Origin of the sequence: Sphingopyxis sp. GW247-27LB (assembly GCF_002277025.1) — a bacterium.
GTDB lineage: Bacteria > Pseudomonadota > Alphaproteobacteria > Sphingomonadales > Sphingomonadaceae > Sphingopyxis.
The window spans coordinates 512,509-535,183 of record NZ_NIWD01000008.1; the positions used below are offsets into that span (position 1 = coordinate 512,509).

A 22,675-nucleotide genomic window follows, 5' to 3' on the forward strand; every position below is an offset into this window, starting at 1 on the left:
GCGATTGCCAGCCATTTTCGCGCGACCCCCCTGTTAATCGCGCCCGCCGCCCCTATAACTGCACCATGAGCAACGACAATGACGGTACGATGGGGCGCCGCACTCCGGGGGGATTGCGGCGAATTTTCGATTCGATCAGCCAGATGGCGAACAGCCCGTGGGGCGGCGGCCCCAAGGACGGCGACGACGGAAAGGGCGGCGGCAAGAAGCCCGGCCCGCGCAACCCGTGGGTCACCCCCGATCCCGCCGACACCGCGCGCGGGCGCAAGCCGCGCGGCCCCTCCGCGCTCGACGAACTGCTGCGCAAGGGGCGCGGCAGCTTCGGCGGCGGGGGCGGATCGGGCGGCGGCGGGGACGGGTTCGACCTGTCGGCGTCGGCGCGGTGGTGGAAATGGGCGATCATCGCGATCGTCGCCATCGTCCTCCTCTTTTCGACCGTCCATGTCGTGCCGCCCGAGAAGGAAGGCGTCGTCACGCGCCTCGGCAGCTATTCGCGCACCGTCGGCCCGGGCGTCAAATTCACCCTGCCGCCGCCGTTCGAGCGCATCCGGCTGGAGGACGTCCGCGCGATTCGCACGATGGCGATCGGCTCGCCCAACGCGACCGACGAGAATTTCGTGCTGACCCGCGACCAGAGCATCGTCGACCTCGCCTATGAAGTGCGCTGGTCGATCCGCGATCCGGAGCTTTTCATCTTCCAGCTCGCGGAGCCCGAGGACACGATCCGCGAAGTCGCCGAAAGCTCGATGCGCGCGACGGTCGCCAATTTCGACCTCGTCCAGGCGATCGGCCCCGGCCGCGTCGAGATCGAATCGCAGGTTCAGCAGCGCATGCAGGATCTGCTCGACCAATATCGCGCCGGCGTGCTGATCCAGGGCATCGCGATCCGCCAGGCCGACCCGCCGAAGCAGGTCGACGAGGCGTTCAAGGAGGTGACCGCGGCGCGGCAGGAGCGCGAATCGGCGATCAACCTGGCGCGGGCTTATGAGCAGCAGGTGCTCGAGGGCGCGCGCGGCCAGACCGCGGCGTTCGACAAGATATACGAGCAGTACAAGCTGTCTCCCGGCGTCACGCGCCGCCGGCTCTATTACGAGACGATGGAGGCGGTGCTGTCGAAGGCCGACAAGACGATCGTCGAACCGCGGGGCGTGACCCCATATCTGCCGCTTCCCGAAGTGCAGCGGCGCGCCGCCGCCGCCGATCCGGCTGCGAAGGGAGGCCAATGATGTTCGAGACTCTGCTCCGCCGGCCCATGCGGCTGCTGATCACCGTCCTCGCCCTGCTCGTCCTCGTCTCGATGACCGTTTCGGTCGTGCCCGAGGACAAGCAGGCCCTCATCCTGCGCTTCGGCGAGATCGAGGCGACGGTGAACAAATATAAGAAGGGCGAGGATTTCGGCCGCTCGGGCGCGGGGCTCGTGCTCCGTATCCCCTTCTTCGACAATATCCAGTTCATCGACAAGCGCATCCTGGGCATCAACATGGAGCGCCAGCAGGTGCTCTCGACCGACCAGCAGCGGCTGCAGGTCGATGCCTTCGCCCGCTTCCGCATCACCGATCCGGTGCGGATGTACACCGCGATCCGCACCGAGGACCGGCTGCAGCAGCAGCTCGCGACGATCCTCGGCTCTTCGCTGCGCAACGAGCTGGGCAAGCGCACCTTCGCGACCCTGCTGTCGCCCGAACGCGGCGCGGTGATGGACAATATCCAGGTCGCGCTCAACCGCGAGGCACGCAAATATGGCGCCGAGATCATCGACGTCCGGATCAAGCGCGCCGACCTTCCCGAAGGCGCGACGCTTGATGCCGCCTACAACCGGATGCGCACCGCGCGCGAGCAGGAGGCGACCGCGATCCGCGCCGAGGGCCAGAAGGAAGCCCAGATCATCCGCGGCAACGCGGATGGCGAGGCGGCGCGCATCTATGCCGCAAGCTATGGCAAGGATCCCGAATTCTATGATTTCTATCGTGCCATGCAGAGCTATCGCCAGACTTTCCTGGGTGAGAACAGCAGCGGTGCGACCTCGATCATCCTGTCGCCCGACAATGAATATCTGAAGCAGTTCCACGGCGACTGACGGCCGCGCGACCGCTGAATGAACGGCTTGTGCAACCGCCGTTCATGTTCAAACGTCGTTCAGCCGCCCGGGAGCAGACAGCCGCCGCCGGGAAACGCTGGGACCCTAGACGAAGAGGAATTGCAATCGTGCGTTATGTATATGGCATCACTTCGGCGCTGCTCGTGGGCGGGACGGCGCTGGCGCTCGTCACCCAATCGCCTGTCGGGGCGCAGGTGGCGCAGAACGAGAAGAGCGAGATCGCCAAGGTCGTGCCCCGTTCGGGCGCACCCGAAAGCTTCGCCGACCTCGTCGAACAGCTCCAGCCCGCAGTGGTCAATATCTCGACCAAGCAGGAGGTCACGCTGGGCGTGCGGCTCAATCCCTTCGCCGGAACGCGCGAGCCGATCACCCAGGAACAGCAGGGCGGCGGGTCGGGCTTCCTGATCTCGGCCGACGGCTATATCGTCACCAACAATCATGTCGTCACCGGCGGCCCGCGCGGCGAGCAGGTGAACGAGGTCACGGTGACGATGACCAACCAGAAGGAATATCGCGCGAAGATCGTCGGCCGCGACGCGACGTCGGACCTCGCGCTTTTGAAGATCGACGCGACGGGCCTGCCCTTCGTGCGCTTCGGCGACAGCAACAAGGCGCGCGTCGGCGACTGGGTGGTCGCGATCGGCAACCCGCTCGGCCTCGGCTCGACCGTCACCGCGGGCATCATCTCGGCGGTGCAGCGCAATATCGGCAGCGGCGGCGCCTATGACCGCTATATCCAGACCGATACCGCGATCAACCGCGGCAACTCCGGTGGGCCGCTGTTCGACCTGCAGGGCAATGTCGTCGGCATCAACAATATGCTGATCTCGCCCGTCGGCGCGAATATCGGCGTCAACTTCGCGATTCCCGCCGACGCCGCGGCGCCGGTGATCGCCGCGCTCAAGGCGGGCGAAACGCCGCAGCGCGGCTATCTGGGTATCGGCATCGCGCCGGTGGGCGAGGATTTCGCCGCCGCGCTCGGCCTGCCCAAGGATCGCGGCGAGATCATCCAGCGCGTCGAGGACGGCGGACCCGCCGCGAAGGCGGGGTTGAAGCGCGGCGACGTGGTGACCAAGGTCGACGGCAAGGATGTGACGCCGCAGCAGACGCTGTCCTACCTGATCGCCAATGTGAAGCCCGGGACGCGGATCCCGCTCGAGGTCATCCGCGACGGCAAGACGATGACGATCAACGCCGCGGTCGGCACGCGGCCGCCCGAGGAGGAACTGGCGGGCGGCAGCTTCGACCCCGAGGAAGAGCAGACGATGCCCGAGGATCCGAAGGGCACCGCCGACCAGGCGATCCAGGATCAGCTCGGCATGGCGGTGCAGCCGCTGACCCCGGCGATCGCGGGCGATATCGGCGTCGAGCGGACGACCAAGGGCCTCGTCATCGCCGCGGTCGGCAGCAGCGCCGACGCCGGCCGCAAGGGTCTGCGCCGCGGCGACGTGATCCTCAGCGTAAACCGCGCCCAGGTGACGACCAGCGAGGGCCTGTCGAAGGCGCTCGCCGACGCGAAGAAGGCGGGCCGCAACGCGGTGCTGCTCGAAATCCTGCGCCGCGGCCAGCCGCCGGCGTTCATCCCGATCCGCATCGACGGGAAATAAGCCGCCCGCTCCGGGCTTTGGACAAGGGCGCCCGCGATCTTCGGATCGGGCGCCCTTTTTCTTTGCGCGCGGCAGGCAATGTTCCTATTATGTTCCAACAAGCACGAGTCGGGAGAAGAGCGATGATCGGTTATGTGACGCTGGGAACCAACGACCTCGCCAGGGCGGCGGTCTTTTACGATGCGATCGCGGCGGAACTGGGCGTGCCGCGGATGATGGAATTCGACGGCTTCATCGCCTGGGGCAAGGAAGGCGGTGGCGCCGGGATCGGCCTGACCAAGCCCTATGACGGCAACGCCGCGAGCGTCGGCAACGGCGTGATGGTCGCACTGGAGGCGAAGGACGAGGCGCAGGTCCAGCGCCTCTACGACATCGCGCTCGCCAATGGCGGCACCGACGAAGGTGCGCCGGGGCCGCGCGGCGAAGGCTTCTATGCGGGTTATTTCCGCGACCCCGACGGGAACAAGCTCAACGCCTTCATCATGGGGTGAGCGAGCCGGGGCTGGTGTCGGCTTTGGGGTGGGTTTGAGCCATTCCCCTCCCTTTTAGGGAGGGGTTAGGGGTGGGTGCGCGAGCGGAGCGAGCCAGCAAAAGAACGCCGCCTTCGGCGGCTACCCACCCCCAGCCCCTCCCTAAAAGGGAGGGGAGAGGGTATGGTCGCTAACGTCCGCTACCGGCCGAAAGTTCCCCTACGCCGCCTCGAACCGGATCGGCAGCCGCTTCAATCCGCCCACGAACACCGATTCGACCCGCGCCGGCTCGCCCGCCAGTTCGAGCGATTTCAATCGCGGCAGCAATTCCTCCATCAAAATCCGCATCTCCATCCGCGCGAGATGCTGCCCCAGGCAGACATGCGCGCCGAAGCCGAAGGCGATCTGCTGGTTTTTCGCGCGGTCGGGGTCGAAGGCGAAGGGGTCGGCGAACATCGCCTCGTCGCGGTTCGCCGAGACATAGTTGAGCATCAGCCAGTCGCCCTCGTGGATCGTCTGCCCGCCCACCTCGACGTCCTCTTTCGCGCTGCGCATGAAATGCTGCACCGGGGTCGACCAGCGGATCGCCTCCTCGATCAGCCCCGCCTTGTCGGTCGCCGCATCGCGGAAGCGCGCGAACAGCGCCGGGTTCTTCGCCAGCTCCATCATCGCCCCGGCGGTCGAAGCACTCGTCGTGTCATGGCCCGCCGTCGCGACGATCATATAATAGCCCGCGAGTTCGCGGTCGGGGATCTGCCCGCCGTCGATCGTCGCATTGGCGATCACCGTCGCGATGTCCTCGCGCGGGTTCGCGCGGCGGTCGGCGGTGAGCTCGCGGAAGTAATTTTCGAAATCGGCGATCACATAATGGAGCATCGCGATCGCCTGCTCGGTGCTCTTGATCGCCTCGCGCCCGCGGTTGAGTTCGGGATCGGTCGAGCCGAAGAGCTGCTGGGTCAGCATCAGCATCCGCGGCTCGTCCTCGGCCGGCACCCCCAAAATGTCCATGATCACGCGCAGCGGATAATGCGCCGCGACGTCGCGCGCGAAATCGCATGTCCCGCCCAGCGACAGCATATGGTCGACCGTCTCGCGCGCAAGGCTGCGGATGCGGTCTTCGACGATCCGCAGATTCTTGGGCATGAACCAGCCCTGGGTCAGCAGCCGGTATTTCATATGATCGGGCGCGTCCATCTGCACCAGCGAGCGGATCAGATGCCCGTCGCCTCCCGGGGTCGCGGCGCGCGCGAGCGCCTCGCCGTTGCGGTCGGTGAGCACCGTCGGGCGGATGCCGTTCGCGAAACGCTGCGGATCGCGGCTGATCGCCATGATGTCGGCGTGGCGCGTGACGAGCCAGAAGGGATCGTGGGTCGGATTCTCTGCGACCGCCAGCGGCGCGTTGGCACGCGCCCAGGCGAGCTGTTCGTGAAGCGGCTCCCACGCGGCATAGGCGGTGGGATCGATGACCGCGGCGGCAACCTCTCCGGGCAATATAGGTTTTGTCATGCAACGAAACTGCCGCAAGAAAGGCCGTCTGTCGAGGCTGAACGGACGCCCGTCGAATAGGGGCCGTGACGCCCCGGTTCGCAGGGCCTAGGCCCTGCAACATTATTACTCGAGTCTGAAATAACGGGGAAGATGCCATGAAATTTGCCACGCGCCACTTGCTGCTCGCGACGCTGTCGTCGCTGAGCCTCGCCGCCGCCGGCCCCGCTCTCGGGCAGGACGCCGCCCCCGTCGCGACCCCTGCGGCGACCGCCGCCCCCGCGCCGCTCGCCGACAGCGTGCCGAGCCAGCTCCCGCGCATCGCGCGCCCGTCGCATTACGACATCGCGGTCACCCCCGACGCCAAGGCGTTGACCTTCACCGGCCGCGCCGCGATCGACCTCGACCTGTTCGAAAGCTCGAGAGTCATCACGATGAACGCGCTCGACCTGACCTTCGCCAGCGCGGGCCTCGCGAAGGCCGACGGGTCGGGCAAGATCCCGCTGACCGCGACGGTCGACGCGGCGGCGCAGACCGTCACCTTCACCGCGCCCGCCGCGCTGACACCCGGAAAATACAAGCTGACGACCGATTACAAGGGCGTGATCAACACCCAGGCGAACGGCCTCTTCGCGCTCGACTATCCCGACAAGGCGACCGGCGAGCCGCGCCGCGGCCTGTTCACCCAGTTCGAGGCCCCCGACGCGCGGCGCTTCGTGCCGAGCTTCGACGAGCCGAGTTACAAGGCGACCTTCACCCTGACCGCGACCGTCCCCGCGGACCAGCTCGCGGTGAGCAACATGCCGGTCGAGCATGAGATGCCGGCCGCGAACGGCATGAAGATGGTGCATTTCGGCACCTCGCCCAAAATGTCTTCCTACCTCCTCTTCTTCGGCGTCGGCGATTTCGAGCGGATGGCGAAGAAGAGCGAGAGCGGCGCCGAGGTCGGCATCGTATCGCCCAAGGGGTCGGGCGAGCAGGCGCGCTTCGCGCTCGACAGCCTCGGCCCGCTGCTCACTTATTATGGCGACTATTTCGGCCAGCCCTATCCGCTGCCCAAGCTCGACAATATCGCCGGACCCGGCCAGTCGCAGTTCTTCGGCGCGATGGAGAATTGGGGCGCGATCTTCACCTTCGAGCGCATCCTGCTCGACGACCCCGCGATCACCAGCGAGGCGACGCGGCAGGGCATCTACGGCGTCCAGGCGCACGAGACCGCGCATCAGTGGTTCGGCGACCTGGTGACGATGGCGTGGTGGGACGACCTCTGGCTCAACGAAGGCTTCGCGAGCTGGATGGCGACCAAGGTCACCGACCATTATCACCCCGAATGGCAGCCGCTCCTGACCCGCGTCGACGGGCGCGAGCGCGCGATGGGGCTCGACGCCTACAAGACCACCCACCCGATCCTGCAGACGATCCGCACCGTCGAGGACGCCAACCAGGCGTTCGACGCGATCACCTATCAGAAGGGCGAGGCGGTCATCTCGATGCTCGAGGCCTATGCCGGCGAGGATGTGTGGAAGGGCGGGCTCCGCCGCTACATGGCCGCGCACAAATATGCCAACAGCCGCACCGACGACCTGTGGAACGCGGTCGAGGCGGCGGGCGCCAAAGGGCTGACGGGAATCGCGCACGACTTCACCGGCCAGCCGGGCATCCCGCTGATCCGCATGACGGGCAGCCGGTGCGAGGGCGGCGCCAATGTCATCAGCGTGACCCAGGGCGAATTTTCGCGCGACCGGCGCGATACGATCGACGCCGAAGGGCACCGCTGGCAGGTGCCGATGCTCGTCCGCGCCGCGGGCGGCCAGGAACAGCGCGTCGTCGTCGAGGGCGGCAAGGCGGACATCCGCGTGCCGGGAAGCTGCGGCGCGACCGTCCTCAACGGCGGCCAGCTCGGCTATTTCCGCACCCTCTACACGCCCGAGGCGCTCGATGCGCTGCGCGGTGGTTTCGCCAGCCTCGAGCCGATCGACCAGCTCGGCCTGATCAGCGACAATTTCGCGCTCTCGATCGCGGGCTATCAGCCGATGGGCGCGGCGCTCGGCCTGCTCGCAGCGGCCCCGACCGACGCCAATCCCTATGTGTTGACCGAGGCGGCCGGCCGCTATGCGCAGCTTCATGCGACCTTCGACGGCGATGCGGCGACGCAGGCGGCGATCGCGGCGCGCGGTGCTGCGGCGCTGCGCCCGGCGCTGACCCGCCTCGGCTTCGATCCGAAACAGGGCGAGCCCGCGCTCGACGCGGTGCTGCGCGCCGACGTGATCCGCGCGCTCGGCGCGATGGGCGACGCGGCCGTGCTCGCCGAGGCGCGCCGCCGCTTCGCGCTGCTCGACAGCGATCCGAAGGCGCTCGACGGCCCCGCAAAGGGGCTTTGGCTCGACATCGTCGCGACCAATGCGAGCGCCGCCGACTGGGACAAGCTCCACGCCCTCGCGCAGGCGAGCAAGTCGACGGTCGAGCGCAGCACGCTCTATACCCTGCTCGGTGCCGCGAAGGACGACGCGCTCGCGCAGCGCGCGCTCGACCTGTCGCTGACCGCCGAGCCCGGCAAGACGACGAGCGCCGCGATCATCGGCCGCGCCGCCCGTCATCACGCCGACACGACGGTCGCCTTCGTCGACGCGCACCAGGCCGAGGTCGACAAGCTGATCGACGCCTCGGCGCGCGTCCGCTTCCTCGCCAGCCTCGCGATGAACTCGGACGACCCGGCGATGATCGCGGCGCTCGAAAAGAAGGCGGCCGGTCTGCCCGCCGACGTCCGCAAGCCCTATGAGCGCACGATCGCGGTGCTCAAGGAGCAGGCCGAGAGCAAGCCGCGCATCCAGGCCGAAACCAAGGCATGGCTCGCCGCGAAATAAGGTGCGCGCCGCCTTCGCTCAGGCGGGGGCGGCGGCCGCGCCGCCGGGCATCGCGCTCCGCCATTCGGCGAGCGCGCGGCGGATCATCGCCTTGAGCGCCTCGCCCTGCCGCCGCCAGGCGGCAGCATGCGCAACGGTCCATGCCGTCCCGGCGGCACGGCCGAGCTCGTCGATCGTCAGGTCGACGAAGGCATCATATTCGTCGGCGGGCAGCGCGCCGTAATTGCGGTGCGTCACGACCAGCTCCGCGACGAGCGGCCAGACCCAGCCTTCGCCGGCCGCGAGCCCGAACAATATCTGCAGCGTCTCGTCGGTCATCCGCCGCGACGCGGCGTCGAGGTTCAGAAAGGCCGGGCGCCGTTCGGGGTAAGCGGCGAGGAAGCGCTCGAACAATAGGTGGCGGATGTCGATGCCGGCGTCGGCGACAGCCATAAGGCTCGCCTCCATCAGCGCGGCATCGCCATCATCGCTCATTTGAACAGGCTGCCCAATATCCCGCGCATCAGCTGGCCGCCGAGCTTGCCCGCCATCTGGCGCCCGATGCTCGTCGCGGCCGAGCGCGCCGCCGACTGGACCATCTTTTCGGCCATGCTCGGCTTCGCGGCCTCGCGCGCCGCGGCGCGTTCCTGCTGGAGCCGGACGCGCTCCTCGGCCGCCTTGCGTTTCGCCTCTTCCTTGGCGGCGATCGCGGCCTGCTTGTCGGCTTCCTCTTTCGCCTTCGCCTCGACCGCCGCGGCCTGCGCCTGTTCGGCCTTGGCGGCGAGCAGTTCCTCGGCGCTCTCGCGGTCGACCACCGTGTCGTATTTGCCCGCGACCGGCGAGATCGACTGGATGATCGCGCGCTCCTTCGGATCGAGCGGGCCGCAGCGCGAACAGGGCGGCTTGATCAGCGTGCGCTCGACCGGCGACGGCGCGCCGTCGGCCATCAGCAGCGACACCAGCGCCTCGCCGACCTTCAATTCGGTGATCTCGCGCGCGACATCGATCTTCGGATTCGGGCGGAAGGTTTCGGCGGCGGCCTTCACGGCCTTCTGGTCGCGCGGGGTGAAGGCGCGCAGCGCGTGCTGAACGCGGTTGCCGAGCTGGCCCGCGACCGCCTCGGGCACGTCGATCGGGTTTTGCGTCACGAAATAGACGCCGACGCCCTTCGAGCGGATCAGGCGGACGACCTGTTCGATCTTGTCGGTCAGCGCGGGCGGCGCGTCGTCGAACAGCAGATGCGCCTCGTCGAAGAAGAAGACGAGCTTCGGCTTGTCGGGGTCGCCGACCTCGGGAAGCGTCTCGAACATCTCGGAGAGCAGCCAGAGCAGGAAGGTCGCATAGAGCTTCGGGCTCGCCATCAGCTTGTCGGCGGCGAGGACGTTCACATAACCGCGGCCCTGATCGTCGCAGCGGATCATGTCCATGATGTCGAGCGCGGGCTCGCCGAAGAAATGGTCGCCGCCCTGGCTTTCGAGGCTGAGGAGCTGGCGCTGGATCGTGCCCACCGTCGCCTTCGACACATTGCCGTATTTCGTGGTCAATTCGTCAGCATTTTCGGCGCACCAGGCGAGCATCGCCTGCAGGTCGCCCATGTCGAGGAGCAGCATATTCTGTTCGTCGGCGACCCTGAACGCGATCGCGAGCACGCCCTCCTGCACTTCGTTCAACCCCATCAGCCGCGCGAGCAGCAGCGGTCCCATTTCGGAGATGGTGGTGCGGATCGGATGGCCCTGCTCGCCGAACAGGTCCCAGAAGATCGCCGGATTGTCGCGATAGGCCCAACCGGTATCGCCGATCTCGGCGGCGCGCTTGGCAAAGGCTTCGTGCGTCTTCGCGGTCGGGCTGCCCGCCATCGCGATGCCCGACAGGTCGCCCTTCACGTCGGCGACGAACACCGGCACGCCGACCGCCGAGAAGCCTTCGGCGAGACCCTGCAGCGTCACGGTCTTGCCGGTGCCGGTCGCCCCCGCGATCAGCCCGTGCCGGTTCGCGCGCTTGAGCACCAGCGACTGGCGGGGCCCGTCGGCCGCACCGCCGCCGCCAAGGCCGAGATAGATTTCAGTCGCTTCGCTGCCTTCGCTCACTGTCCATTCTCCACTCTGAAAACCTGCCGCAAGGTCTAGAGCGGGGGGACATGGGAGGCAATCGGCAAACCCGGCCGCATGAGGGCTAACGACCGGAAATCGACCGATTGCGGCCTATTCGACGTGTGCCCCGGCGAAAGCCGGGGTCCAGGGCGGTAGAAAGCCGGCGCCGCGTGGTTACGCTCTGGACCCCGGCTTTCGCCGGGGTACACGAGAGGCTGATCGATAGAAACGCAACGCTTCCTTCATCGTCATCCCCGACTTGATCCGGGATCCATTGGCTCAAACACTGCGTGAATGAATCCCGGATCAAGTCCGGGATGACGAAAGAGGGGAAACGTCCACTTCCCACCCCAAACCCGCCATACCCCCTTTATCCCCGCGCGCTCCGCATCTACGGTCGCCCCGATGCGGCGGGGTTCGACAATCCGATCGGCGAGCGTAGGCATGACGGCCCTGTTGCTGTCGGCCTGCGCCGGGGGCAATTTCCGGCCGGTCAGCGATGCGCCGGTGCGGATCGGCAAGCCCTATTCGGTGCGCGGGACCACCTATGTGCCCGCCGCCGCGCCGGCCTATGACGCGCTCGGCTATGCGAGCTGGTACGGGAATGAATCGGGCAACCGGACCGCGAACGGCGAGAAATTCCGCCCCGGCTGGATCACCGCCGCGCACATGACTTTGCCGCTGCCGACCTATGTCGAGGTGACCGCGCTCGACACCGGGCGGCGGATCATCGTGCGGGTCAACGACCGCGGGCCATTCTCGCGCGGGCGAATCATCGACCTGTCGCGGGGCGCGGCGGAGGAACTCGGTATCAAGGCGCAGGGGCACGCGCCGGTGCGCGTGCGGCGGGTCGAGCCTTCGGAAAAGGACCGCAAGCGGCTTCGCGACGGCAAGCCCGCGGCCTCGCTCGGCCGCGTGCCCGAACGCGAGTTGCAGCAGCTTCGGATGCGGCTTTCCGCCGAGGGCCGCTGACGGCCGCGACGCTAGACTTTTTCGTTCGGGAAGAAGCGCGCGACCACCTCGCTTGCGAGGCGCGCCGGGCGCAGCGTTTCGGCGTCGATGCAGCACCAGCTCGACTTGACCTCGGCGAGCACCTCCTCGCCGCGCTTGATCACCGTTTCGTAGAAGGCGCGCGCGCCCTGCACCTTTTCGAGGATCACCGTCGCGATCACGCGATCGTCGAGGAAGGCGGGGCGGCGATAGGTGATCTCGTGCTTCAGCGCGACCCACAGATGCTGCGCCACCGCCTCGGGCGGCGCGATCTTGCGCCAGTGGGCGAGCACCGCCTCCTGCACCCAGCTCAGATAATGGGCGTTGTTGACATGCCCCATGAAGTCGATCTGGTCGGCTCCGACGGTGATGTCGTGGTCGTGCGGGGTCGCGGCGGCGGTCATGACGTTGACACTAGTGTCAACAGAGTGTGACGGAAAGATGAAAGTTGCGAAAAGCCAGTATTTCTCTCGTCGCCCGCTTTCGCAGAGGTGACGCTCAGCCTCGTCCGCGATAGGCGGCGACGCCCTGGTCGGGGAGCCACAGGTCGGCGGGCGGCGGGCCCGACTGCCAGAAGACGTCGATCGGGATGCCGCCGCGCGGGTACCAATAGCCGCCGATGCGCAGCCACCGGGGCTGCATCTCATCGAACAGGCGCCGGCCGATGCCGACGGTGCAATCCTCGTGGAAGCCCGCATGGTTGCGGAAACTCGACAGGAAGAGCTTGAGGCTCTTCGATTCGACGATCGTCTCGCCCGGCGCATAGTCGATGACGAGGTGCGCGAAATCGGGCTGGCCGGTCACCGGGCAGAGCGAGGTGAACTCGGGCGCGGCGAAGCGCACCAGATACAGTTCGCCGCCGCGCGGATTCGGCACATAGTCGAGCACCGCGGCTTCGGGTGAGGCAGGAAGTTCGCTCGATTGGCCGAGATGTTTGGGCGCGAGCGGGGGATGGCTGGAATCACTCATGGAAACCGTCTAGTGCGGCGCGCGGCCCATGTCATCCGTCGATGACCGGCCGGGTTCAGCGCCCGTTCAAGGCGCGGACGGGATGGAACGATCGGGCCCTGGGCAAGGAATGACGAAGACGAAATTCGGTCGGACAGGCAAAGCGGCGCGCTTGCCGCTGATCGCGCTCGCGCTCGCGCTCGCCGCGGGCGGGATAGCGCCCGCGCGTGCGCAGCAGACGGAGACGCCGGCGCCCGCCCCGACTCCCGCGCCGGGCGGCCTGAGCGATTTCCGCCTGCGCCCTGCCGACGACGGCCGTCAGTCGGGGGTGCAGGGTCCCGCCGACAACGGCCTGGCGCCGCTCGCGCCGGGCGAACGGCGCGGCGTGCCGACTCCCGCGCCACAGCCGGCCGCGCCGCGCATCGTGCCGACCCAGCCGACGCGCGCGACCCCGACTCCCGCGCCCGCGCCATCGCGCCGCGAGCCGGCCGCGCCGGCGCCAACGCGTGCCACGCCCGACAGCGCGCCGGTCGCAGCGGCCCCCACGACCATGGGCACGGCGCCGACGGGCGCGGTATCTGCGCCGTCCTCGTCGGCCGATCTGTCGCCACCGGTCGCCGGCAGCAGCCCGGCGCCTTCGACCGTCGACGATGTCGCCGCGGTGCCGGCGACGGGGTCCGATGGTGGCACCCCTGTCTGGGCCTGGCTGCTCGCCGTACTGGCGGCCGCGGCGGCCGGCGTCTGGTACTGGCGGCGACGCCCCCAACTCGCAGGCGGCGTGTCCGACGAGCCCATCGAGCCGCATACGCCATCGCCCCCCGTGCCGCGCGCCGCCACGCCGCCCGTCCGCCCCGCCGCACCGCCGCCGCGTCCCGCCGAGGCTCCGCGCCCCGTCGAGACTCCGGCCGCCCCGCCGCCGCTCGTCACGCGCGCCGCCGCCGAGCAGCGCGCCGAGGTCGCGATGACGCTCGACGTGCGGGCGATTCGCATGACGCCGGAGAATCTCGTCGTCGGCTTCGTGCTCGACCTCGCGAATCGCGGGTCGGTCGCGGCGACCGGATTGATGGTGCGCATCGCGCTCAACCAGGGGTCGGCGATGCAGGAAGGGGTGGTGATGCGCTTCTTCGACGGCGCGGGAGGCAGCGTGCTGCGCGATGACATCTCGCTCGCCCCCGGGGCGAGCGAGGCGCTGACGACCGAGGTGATGCTGCCGCGCGCCAGCGTCGAGCCGCTGATGATCGGCGGCAAGCCGATGCTGGTGCCGGTGCTCGTCTTCGACGTCACCTATCACTGGGAAGGGGACGCCGACGCCTTCGGGCAGGTCGCCGGCACCTTCGTCCTCGGCCGGGGACCGGCGCCGGGGACCGGCGACAAGCTGGCGCCGCTGCCGCTCGACCGGCCCTCCTACGCCGTCGATCGTCCCGCCGCGCGCGCGACCGCGATGCGGCGCGCACTCTAGCCGTTTCAGGCTTTTCGACCCTTTTCTGTTGCAGCGCAGCATCGGCTGGGGCACAGCAGCCGTGCGCTTGAAAAAGCGCCGGTGGAGGCATAGGCTGATCGTCTTCCCCGGGAAAGCAAAGCCGCAGCAGGATGGCCGACGGAGGGACAGGATAACAAGGTTCCCCGCGGGTCGTAACAGGAGCATGACATGGACGCCTTGGTGTCAACGGAATGGCTGGAACGCGAACTGGGGGCATCGGACCTGCGGGTGGTCGATGCGACGAAATTCATGCCCGATGCCGGCCGCGACGCGCGCGCCGAATATGAGGCGGGCCATATTCCGGGCGCGGTGTTCATGGACCTCGCCGAGCTCGCCGACGCGAACAGCGACATCGACAATATGGCGCCGCCGGCCGAGAAATTCGCGAGCCGCATGCAGTCGCTGGGGCTCGGCGACGGCAGCCGCATCGTGATCTACGACGACAGCCCGCTGAAGAGCGCGGCGCGCGCCTGGTGGCTCCTCAAATTGTTCGGCGCGCACGACGTCGCATTGCTCGACGGCGGCCTCGCCAAATGGAAGGCCGAGGGGCGCCCGCTCGAAATGGGCAAGCAGACGCTGCGCCACCGCCACTTCACCGTGTGGCGCGACGCGAAGGCGGTACGCACCAAGGAGCAGATGCTCGAGAATCTGGCGAACACAGCCGAGCAGGTCGTCGACGCGCGCCCGGCGGCGCGCTTCACCGGCGAGGAGCGCGACCCGCGTCCGGGCGTCGCACCCGGCCATATCCCCGGCTCGGTCAGCCTGCCGCACAGCGCGCTGTTCAACGCCGACGGCACCTGGAAGCAGGGCGACGCGCTGAAGGCCGCGTTCGACGCCGCGGGGGTCGACCTCGACAAGCCGCTGGTCACGACCTGCGGCACCGGCATGACCGCGACCGTGGTCGCGTTCGGCGCGCATCTGCTCGGCAAGGACGATGTGGCGGTCTATGACGGAAGCTGGACCGAATGGGGTGCCGATCCGGCGACGCCCAAGGCGACCGGCACGGCCTGAGCCAGTGACGCGAAGCGCGGGAGGTGTTTGACCATTCGCGCGCAGCGCTATTTTTGACTCACACAAAGACACAAAGAGGGCAGTTCATGCGCGCTGGGTTCGCGCACGAGCTGCCCTCTTTGTGTCTTTGTGTGAAATATGAAGGCCCGCTGCGCGGGCCGGGAGGCGCCGGCCACTGGATTTTGCGCCGCGCTCCGCTAACAAGGCGGGCATGAGCAAGAGCGATGATCAAGGCCTCCGCCCCGCGACGAAACTGGTGCAGGGCGGGCGGCGGCCCGAGTGGACGGGGGACCCGCGGCTCGGCGGCGGGGTCGTCAATCCGCCGGTGTGGCGCGCCTCGACCGTCCTCTATGATTCGATCGCCGACCTGAAGGCGCGCGGACGCGCCACCCACGACAAGCTCTATTACGGCCGGCGCGGGACGCCGACAGTGTGGGCGCTCGCCGACGCGCTGACCGAGATGGAGCCGGGCGCGGAGGGGACCTTGCTCTATCCCTCGGGCGTCGCGGCGATTTCGGCGGGACTGCTCGCGCTGCTCGCGCCGGGCGATCATTTGCTGATGGTCGACAGCGCTTATGAGCCGACGCGGCTGTTCTGCGACGGGATGCTGAAACGCTACGGCGTGACCACCACCTATTACGACCCGCTCGTCGGCGCCGGGATCGCCGGGCTGATTCGGCCCGAAACGAAGCTGATTTTCCTCGAATCGCCGGGCAGCCTGACCTTCGAGGTGCAGGATATCCCCGCGATCGCCGCGATCGCGCGCGATCGCGGCGTGCTGACGATGCTCGACAATACCTGGGCCACGCCGCTGCTCTTTCCCGCGCTCGCGCACGGCGTCGACGTGACGATGATGAGCCTCACCAAATATGTCGGCGGTCATTCGGACGCGATGATGGGCTCGCTCACCGCGACCGGGGCGGTGTGGTCGCGGCTGCGGCAGGCGGCGTATCAACTCGGCCAGGCGGTGTCGCCCGACGATTGCGCGCTGATGCTGCGCGGCCTCAGGACGCTCGACGTGCGGATGCGGCGGCACGGCGAGAATGCGCTCGCCGTCGCGACCTGGCTCGCCGACCGGCCCGAGGTCGGGCGCGTGCTCTATCCCGCGCTGCTGGACGACGCGGGCCACGCGATCTGGTCGCGCGATTTTTCGGGCGCGAGCGGGCTGTTCGGCTTCACGCTGAAGGGCGCGGACGACGCCGCGCGCGCGCGCTTCATCGACGCGCTGGCGCATTTCGGCATCGGCTTCAGCTGGGGCGGCTACGAAAGCCTGGTCGTGCCGAGCGATCCGGGAACGATTCGCACCGCGACCGTCTGGAGCGACCCCGATGCGCTCGTCCGGCTGTCGATCGGGCTCGAGGATCCCGCCGACCTGATCGCCGATATCGGGCGCGGCTTCGGGGCGATGGCGGGATGAGCGTCGAAAGCGGCCTGCGCAGCGGGATCGCGGAGGTGATCGCGACGATGAAGGCGATCGGGCTCGACGTCGGCGATTATCGGCTGTCGCTCTATTCGCTGTTCGCGACGCTCGTCGTCGCGGTGCTGCTCTACGCCGGCGTCCGGCTGGTGCTGCGCGCGATCAAATGGCTGCTGCGGCGTAACAAGCAGATCGACGACACGCAGCGGATCCTGACCGAAAAGCTGATCGCGATCGCGCTGTTCATCCTCGCGATGCTGTTCGGCGTCGACCTGCTCGGCATCGACCTGACCGCGCTCACCGTCTTTTCGGGCGCCGCGGGCCTCGCGATCGGGTTCGGGCTGCAGAAGACGGTGGGTAATCTGATCGCGGGGATCATCCTGCTGATGGACCGCTCGATCAAGCCCGGCGACGTGATCGTCGTTGGCGACGCCGCCTCGATGGGGGTGGCGACGCTGGGCGGGGTGCCCAATGTCGGGCGCGTCGCGAAGATCGGCGTGCGCGCGGTCAGCGTCGTCACCCGCGACGGCAAGAAGCATCTGATCCCGAACGAGCTCCTCATGACGCAGGCGGTCGAGAACTGGAGTTATTCGAGCCGCGAGGTGCGGGTGCGGATGCGCGTCCCGGTCGCCTATGACAGCGACATCAGGCTGGCGCAGCGCATCATGCTCGACACCGCGAAGGCCAATCCGCGCATTCTCGATCACCCCGAACCCGCGGTGTGGATCACCGCCTTCAGCGAACGCGCGGTCGAGCATGAGCTGCGCTACTGGATATCGGACCCCGAATCGGGGCTCGGCAATATCCAGGGCGAGGTGTTTCTGGGGATATGGGACGCGTTCCAGGCCGCGGGCATCCGCGTGCCTTATCCGCGGCAGGATGTGCGGCTGGTGGAGGCGGGGGAGCGGGACGAACTGACCAACCCCTGAGTTGCGTCATTGCGAGCGGAGCGAAGCAATCTCCAGCTATCGTCATATCAGAACGGTGGCAGGAGATTGCTTCGCTCCGCTCGCAATGACACGGGAAGGGTCGCCTAGACCCCCTTCGTCTTCGCGCGCTCGATACATTCTACGATGATCCGCCGCGCATCGTCGACGTCGCCCCAGCCGTTGAGCTTGGCCCATTTGCCGGGTTCGAGATCCTTATAGTGGGTAAAGAAATGCTCGATCTGCTGCAGCACGATCTCGGGCATGTCCTTGTAGGTTTTGACCTTGTCATAATAAGGGAAGGTCGCGTTGACGGGGACGCAGAGCAGTTTTTCGTCGCCGCCCTTGTCATCCTCCATCATCAGCACGCCGATCGGACGGCATTTGACCACCGCGCCCGCGATCACCGGTGAGCGCGCGACGACGAGCGCGTCCAAGGGATCGCCATCGTCGCCGAGGGTGTGCGGGATGAAGCCGTAGTTGGCGGGATAGCGCATCGGGGTGTGGAGAAAACGATCGACGAACAGCGCGCCCGACGCCTTGTCGAATTCATATTTCACCGGCTCGCCGCCGATCGGCACTTCGATCAGCACGTTGAGGCTGTCGGGCGGATTATCGCCGGCCGGGATCAGGTCGATGCGCATGGGAGATGTCCTTTGGTGTGTTTTGAAAATCGCGCGCGCCTTAGCCCCATGCGGTGCACAAAGTCGAGGGGGAGCGGCAATAAAGCCCCTCCTCTTCAGAGGAGGGGTTCGGGGTGGTGGCGCGCTGTAGCGCGCAAGACCTCCAGCACCACCCCGCTGCGACTAACGAGCAAAGCTCGCAAGTCTCGCTGCCCCTCCTCAGAAGAGGAGGGGTGACCTCAAAGCGCCCGTTTCGCCGCGAACAGGCGGTCGAACCAGTCGGGGCCGGTGCCGGTCCGTTCGAGCCACGGCCAGCGCAGCCCGCCATGATAGTCGATCGCGACGTCGCGATAGCGCCCGCCGCGCTCGACGAGCAGGCGCACCGGGGTCTTGCCGTCGGCCGCCGCCTTGATCGCGGCTTCGAGCCGGTCCTTGCTGTAGGCGACGCCGTCGACCGCGACGATCTTCGTCCCGTTGACGATGTCGGCGCGGAAGGCGGGGCCGTCCCAGAGGATGCCGCCCGCGACGCCGTCCTTGTCGATCGTCATCCCCAGCGAGTGGGTGAGGTCATAGCCCTTCGACATCGCCATGCGCGCCTTGTCATAGGCGTTGGGCGTGTCGCGCCAGACGAGCCGATAGCCCGCGCGCTCGATGCCGCCGACCGGCGCCGGCTGTCCCGGCGTCTGCAGCCGCTGGCGGAGGAAGGTCGCCCAGTCGTAGGGGTGGACCGCGTTCAGCGCCCGGACGACGTCGTCGAACTCATAGGTCACCTCGCCCCAGTCGCCCTCGCGTCCGCCGAAGAAGCTTCTCGCGAAATCGTCGAGGCTCTTCTTGTTGTTCGTCGCGGTGCGGATCAGCATGTCGGCGTCGAGCCAGACGAGCGAGCCTTCGCTGTAATAATCCTCGTTCCGCGACCAGCTCGGGAAGGGCTTGGGCTTGCGCGCGGCGATCACCGGGTCGAGCGTCGTATCCTCGACCGAGCGCCAGCTCCGCCCCGGCATCGCGGCATAGCCCGCGGCGCTCGTCGCCCATTGCGCGAGCGCCATGTCTTTCGACTGCATCCCCGACCGTGCGGCGAGGACTATGTCCCAGAAGCTCGTCTGCCCTTCATAGACCCACAGGAGATTGCCCTGCATCGGGGTGCGGTAATCGGGGGTCCAGAGCTTCGCCGGGCGGCGGTATTTGCCGTTCCAGCTGTGGGTGAATTCGTGCGGCAGCAGCCCGCGCAGCACCTCGCCGTCGCCCCATTTGGTGAAATAGTCGATCTTGCTGCTGTTCTCGCTGCTGCGATGATGTTCGAGCCCGATGCCGCCGAGCTCGTCGGTCAGCGCGAGCAGGAATTCGTAGCGGTCGAAATGACGGGTGCCGAACAGCGAGACCGCCTCGCCGACCAGCGCGGCGTGGGTCGCGATCTGGTCGGGCTTCGCCTCCAGATATTGCGCCTCGTCGGCGACCACGTTCAGCGTGACATTGTGACCGAGGTCCCATTTGCGGAAATAGCGCCCCGCGAACATCGGGCTGTCGACCAATGTTTCATAGGTGGTGGGCGCATAGCTGTATCGGTTGCCGCTGACCTTCAGCCCGTCGAGCGCGGCGGCGCCCGTCCACCCCTCGGGCAGCGTCACGTCGAGCTGCACGGGAATGTCGCGGGTGAAATATCCCGCGGGATAGAGGCTGACCTGTTCCCACTGCAGGTTCATCATCGCCGGGGTGACGACGACGCGGCCCTCGCTCGTGCGCGTCGGCGACAGGAAGTCGAAAGCGACGTCGATGCTCTTCACGCCCTCGGGCACGTCGACGTCGAAGGCGTAGACGTCGGTCGGCTGGCGCGTCCAGACGAGCGGCTTGCCGCCGGCGCTCGGGCGGAAGCCCGCGAGCTCGGCGATCGCGCCGCGCGGCGCATGCTTGCCGGGCAGCCATTTGGGGTAAAGGAGGGTGAGCTTGCCGCCCTTCGCGACCGAAATCGTCTGGCGGACGTGAAATATGCCGCGCGCGACGTCGGTCGCGTCGACCTTCAGCGCCATCGTGCCCGGATAGGGCTTGTCGGCGGGCAGCGGGACGCTGTGCGGCGGCACGACCGGCTGCGGCCGGCTGTTGGCATCCTGCGCGTAAGTGGCGGAAACGAGGGCGAGGGGGGCGGCCAGCAGGGCCGCTGCGACGAACGGTGCTTTTTTCATGGCCGGTGTTACTGCCGCGAAAAGGGCGGCAGGTCCAGCGCGGGCTCTGCGAGGGCCCTTTGCGTTTCGACGAAAAGCCAGTAGACGCCGCCGCCATGAGCAAGGACAAAAGCGCGAAAATCCCGACGCCGCAGCCGGTGCGCGGCACCCAGGACATGCTCGGCGATTTCGCCGACCGCTTCGCGCATGTCGTCGAGACCTTCGAGCGGGTGCGCCGCCTTTATGGCTACAAGCGCGTCGAGGTGCCGGTGATCGAGCCGACCGCGGTGTTCGCGCGCAGTCTGGGCGAGACGACCGATGTCGTGTCGAAGGAAATGTATTCGTTCGAGGATCGCGGCGGCGAATCGATCACGCTGCGCCCCGAATTCACCGCTGGGATCGCGCGCGCCTATATCACCAATGGCTGGCAGCAGTTCGCGCCGCTGAAGGTCGCGACGCACGGCCCGCTGTTCCGCTACGAGCGGCCGCAGAAGGGGCGCTATCGCCAGTTCCACCAATTGGACGCGGAAGTGCTGGGGAGCGACAGCCCGCTCGCCGATGCCGAACTGCTCGTCTTCGCCGACCAGCTGCTGAAGGATCTCGGCATATCCGAAGGCGTGACGCTGACGCTCAACACCCTCGGCGACGCGGACAGCCGCGAGGCGTGGCGCGCGGCGCTGGTCGAGCATTTCATGAGCCATCGCGGCGACCTGTCCGAAGACAGCCTCGCGCGGCTCGACAAGAACCCGCTGCGCATCCTCGACAGCAAGGACCCGCGCGACCGCCCGGTGGCCGACAGCGCGCCCGACATTGACGCCTATCTGACCGGTGAAGCGCAGGATTTCTTCGGTGCGGTCACCTCGGGTCTCGACGCTGCCGGGGTCGCGTGGCAGCGCAACGCGCGGCTGGTGCGCGGGCTCGACTATTATCGCCACACCGCCTTCGAATTCGTCACCGACCGGCTCGGCGCGCAGGGCACGGTGCTCGGCGGCGGGCGCTACGACGGGCTGATCGAGGCGCTCGGCGGGCCGCCGACGCCGGCGGTCGGCTGGGCGGCGGGGATCGAGCGGCTGGGGATGTTGCTCGAATCTACGCCCCAGGATTTTCTGGAGTTTGTCTTGGTCCCTGTTGGTGGTGAGGCCGAAATGCTCTGTCTCGAGCTACAGGCAACGCTGCGGCGCAAAGGCCTTTCCTGCGACATGGGCTTTAGGGGGAATCTCAAGAAGCGGATGCAGCGCGCCGATGCGTCGGGTGCCGTTGCCGCCATCATCATCGGCGAGGACGAGATGCGCGAAGGAGAAATCACCGTTCGTCACCTTGCTTCCGGCCAACAGGCTCGGCGTAATCTCGCCGAGATTCGCGACGCGCGGGCTGGAGCAACATATACGCGGAAGCTTCTGCTCGAAGGGATTGACGGTAACAACTGGTCGGCGGAATGACCTCCGTTTCCGAACGACAGATCGACGCCATCATCGAGCGCCACGCCGCCTTGCAGGCCCGGATGGCGACGGGGGACATGGCGCCCGCCGATTTCGTCGCGGCGTCGAAGGAATTCGCCGAGCTCGAACCCGTCGCGAAGGCGGCGGCCGAGGTCGTGCACTTGCGCGGCGAGCTCGCGGCGCTGACCGAGATGCTCGCCGATCCCGAAATGAAGGCGATGGCCGAGGAGGAGATTGCGGCGGTCGAGGAGGCGCTGCCCGCGGCCGAGCATGACCTTGCGATCAAGCTGCTGCCGAAGGACGTCGCCGACGAGCGCGCCGCGATGCTCGAAATCCGCGCCGGGACCGGCGGCGACGAGGCGGCGCTGTTCGCGGGCGACCTGCTGCGCATGTACAGCCGCTACGCCGACGTGCAGGGGTGGAAGGTCGAGATCATCTCGGCGAACGAGGCCGAGGTCGGCGGCTACAAGGAGGTCGTCGCGTCGGTCAGCGGACAGGGCGTCTTCGCGAAGCTGAAGTTCGAGAGCGGCGTGCACCGCGTCCAGCGCGTGCCCGTCACCGAAAGCGGCGGGCGCATCCACACCAGCGCCGCGACCGTCGCGGTGCTGCCCGAGGCCGAGGAGGTCGACGTCGCGATCAATGATGCCGACCTCAAGATCGACATCTACCGCGCGAGCGGCGCGGGCGGGCAGCATGTCAACACGACCGACAGCGCGATCCGCATCACGCATATTCCGACCGGGCTCGTCGTGATCCAGCAGGACCAGCGCAGCCAGCACAAGAACCGGGCGAAGGCGATGCAGGTGCTGCGCGCGCGGCTCTATGATCTGGAGCGCGAGAAGATCCACAGCGCCGAGGCGTCGGCGCGCAAGTCGATGGTCGGATCGGGCGACCGCTCGGAGCGCATCCGCACCTATAATTTCCCGCAGGGGCGCGTGACCGACCACCGCATCAACCTGACGCTCCACCGCCTGCCCGAGATATTGGAAGGCGCGATGGACGAACTGATCGACGCGCTGATCGCCGAGGATCAGGCGCAAAGGCTGGCGGGGCTGGGTGAACAATAATTCCCCTCCCGCGCGCGGGAGGGGT

Annotated in this window: 19 protein-coding genes; 12 read left to right on the top strand and 7 right to left on the bottom strand. The window is 67.7% G+C overall.

Annotated elements, in window-relative coordinates:
- Positions 1-65 precede the first annotated feature (65 nt).
- From hflK to CD928_RS10000, 4 genes are all read left to right on the top strand, one after another.
- On the top strand, positions 66-1,226 hold the full coding sequence (gene hflK / locus CD928_RS09985) for a protease modulator HflK (RefSeq protein ID WP_095386929.1): 1,161 nt from the start codon (positions 66-68) through the stop codon (positions 1,224-1,226).
- On the top strand, positions 1,226-2,077 hold the full coding sequence (gene hflC / locus CD928_RS09990; protein ID WP_095387370.1) for a protease modulator HflC: 852 nt from the start codon (positions 1,226-1,228) through the stop codon (positions 2,075-2,077). Before hflK ends, hflC begins: the two co-directional genes overlap by 1 nt.
- Before the next feature lie 128 nt (positions 2,078-2,205).
- Positions 2,206-3,705 carry a Do family serine endopeptidase gene (locus CD928_RS09995; protein WP_095386930.1) on the top strand — a complete coding sequence of 500 codons (1,500 nt, stop codon included), beginning with the start codon at positions 2,206-2,208 and terminating at the stop codon, positions 3,703-3,705.
- Positions 3,706-3,827: 122 nt separating this feature from the next.
- Complete coding sequence (locus CD928_RS10000) at positions 3,828-4,196, top strand: VOC family protein (protein WP_095386931.1); 369 nt, start codon at positions 3,828-3,830, stop codon at positions 4,194-4,196.
- 198 nt (positions 4,197-4,394) lie between these two features.
- On the opposite strand, the gene CD928_RS10005 is transcribed toward CD928_RS10000, so the two are convergent.
- Positions 4,395-5,681: a cytochrome P450 gene (locus CD928_RS10005; RefSeq protein ID WP_095386932.1), complete on the bottom strand. Its 1,287-nt coding sequence runs from the start codon at positions 5,679-5,681 to the stop codon at positions 4,395-4,397.
- A 137-nt stretch (positions 5,682-5,818) separates the two neighbouring features.
- Here CD928_RS10005 and CD928_RS10010 point away from each other — a divergent pair, with 137 nt between their 5' ends.
- Positions 5,819-8,524, top strand: a complete 2,706-nt coding sequence (locus tag CD928_RS10010) for a M1 family metallopeptidase (protein WP_095386933.1) — start codon at positions 5,819-5,821, stop codon at positions 8,522-8,524.
- Positions 8,525-8,542: 18 nt separating this feature from the next.
- Here CD928_RS10010 and CD928_RS10015 read toward each other — a convergent pair whose 3' ends face one another.
- Positions 8,543-8,998, bottom strand: a complete 456-nt coding sequence (locus CD928_RS10015; RefSeq protein WP_095386934.1) for a globin — start codon at positions 8,996-8,998, stop codon at positions 8,543-8,545.
- On the bottom strand, positions 8,995-10,563 hold the full coding sequence (locus tag CD928_RS10020) for a helicase HerA-like domain-containing protein (protein WP_095387371.1): 1,569 nt from the start codon (positions 10,561-10,563) through the stop codon (positions 8,995-8,997). The genes CD928_RS10015 and CD928_RS10020 overlap by 4 nt, the downstream gene beginning before the upstream one ends.
- Positions 10,564-11,037: 474 nt before the next feature.
- Between CD928_RS10020 and CD928_RS10025 the strand changes: the two genes are divergently transcribed.
- Complete coding sequence (locus CD928_RS10025) at positions 11,038-11,565, top strand: septal ring lytic transglycosylase RlpA family protein (protein WP_255247103.1); 528 nt, start codon at positions 11,038-11,040, stop codon at positions 11,563-11,565.
- A gap of 11 nt (positions 11,566-11,576) precedes the next feature.
- On the opposite strand, the gene CD928_RS10030 is transcribed toward CD928_RS10025, so the two are convergent.
- Together CD928_RS10030 and queF are read right to left on the bottom strand one after the other, a co-directional pair.
- Positions 11,577-11,987 carry a thioesterase family protein gene (locus CD928_RS10030; RefSeq protein ID WP_095386936.1) on the bottom strand — a complete coding sequence of 137 codons (411 nt, stop codon included), beginning with the start codon at positions 11,985-11,987 and terminating at the stop codon, positions 11,577-11,579.
- 94 nt (positions 11,988-12,081) lie between these two features.
- Complete coding sequence (queF, locus tag CD928_RS10035) at positions 12,082-12,552, bottom strand: preQ(1) synthase (protein ID WP_095386937.1); 471 nt, start codon at positions 12,550-12,552, stop codon at positions 12,082-12,084.
- Between the two features lie 109 nt (positions 12,553-12,661).
- Between queF and CD928_RS10040 the strand changes: the two genes are divergently transcribed.
- From CD928_RS10040 to CD928_RS10055, 4 genes are all read left to right on the top strand, one after another.
- Positions 12,662-13,990 (top strand): hypothetical protein, encoded by a 1,329-nt coding sequence (locus tag CD928_RS10040; protein ID WP_095386938.1) that lies wholly within the window; start codon positions 12,662-12,664, stop codon positions 13,988-13,990.
- A gap of 189 nt (positions 13,991-14,179) precedes the next feature.
- Positions 14,180-15,022 carry a 3-mercaptopyruvate sulfurtransferase gene (sseA, locus tag CD928_RS10045; RefSeq protein WP_095386939.1) on the top strand — a complete coding sequence of 281 codons (843 nt, stop codon included), beginning with the start codon at positions 14,180-14,182 and terminating at the stop codon, positions 15,020-15,022.
- A gap of 211 nt (positions 15,023-15,233) precedes the next feature.
- Positions 15,234-16,439 (top strand): cystathionine beta-lyase, encoded by a 1,206-nt coding sequence (gene metC, locus CD928_RS10050; RefSeq protein WP_095386940.1) that lies wholly within the window; start codon positions 15,234-15,236, stop codon positions 16,437-16,439.
- Positions 16,436-17,368, top strand: a complete 933-nt coding sequence (locus CD928_RS10055; RefSeq protein ID WP_095386941.1) for a mechanosensitive ion channel family protein — start codon at positions 16,436-16,438, stop codon at positions 17,366-17,368. The genes metC and CD928_RS10055 overlap by 4 nt, the downstream gene beginning before the upstream one ends.
- 104 nt (positions 17,369-17,472) lie before the next feature.
- On the opposite strand, the gene ppa is transcribed toward CD928_RS10055, so the two are convergent.
- Both ppa and CD928_RS10065 read right to left on the bottom strand, forming a co-directional pair.
- Positions 17,473-18,009, bottom strand: coding sequence for an inorganic diphosphatase (gene ppa, locus CD928_RS10060; protein ID WP_095386942.1), 537 nt, complete (start codon positions 18,007-18,009; stop codon positions 17,473-17,475).
- Positions 18,010-18,227: 218 nt separating this feature from the next.
- Entirely contained in the window at positions 18,228-20,165 is a 1,938-nt protein-coding gene (locus tag CD928_RS10065; RefSeq protein WP_095386943.1) for a M61 family metallopeptidase, read from the bottom strand.
- 95 nt (positions 20,166-20,260) lie between these two features.
- On the opposite strand from CD928_RS10065, the gene hisS reads away from it, so the two are divergent.
- Positions 20,261-21,583, top strand: coding sequence for a histidine--tRNA ligase (gene hisS, locus CD928_RS10070; protein WP_255247104.1), 1,323 nt, complete (start codon positions 20,261-20,263; stop codon positions 21,581-21,583).
- On the top strand, positions 21,580-22,650 hold the full coding sequence (gene prfA, locus CD928_RS10075; protein ID WP_095386944.1) for a peptide chain release factor 1: 1,071 nt from the start codon (positions 21,580-21,582) through the stop codon (positions 22,648-22,650). Before hisS ends, prfA begins: the two co-directional genes overlap by 4 nt.
- The last annotated feature ends 25 nt before the right edge of the window (positions 22,651-22,675 follow it).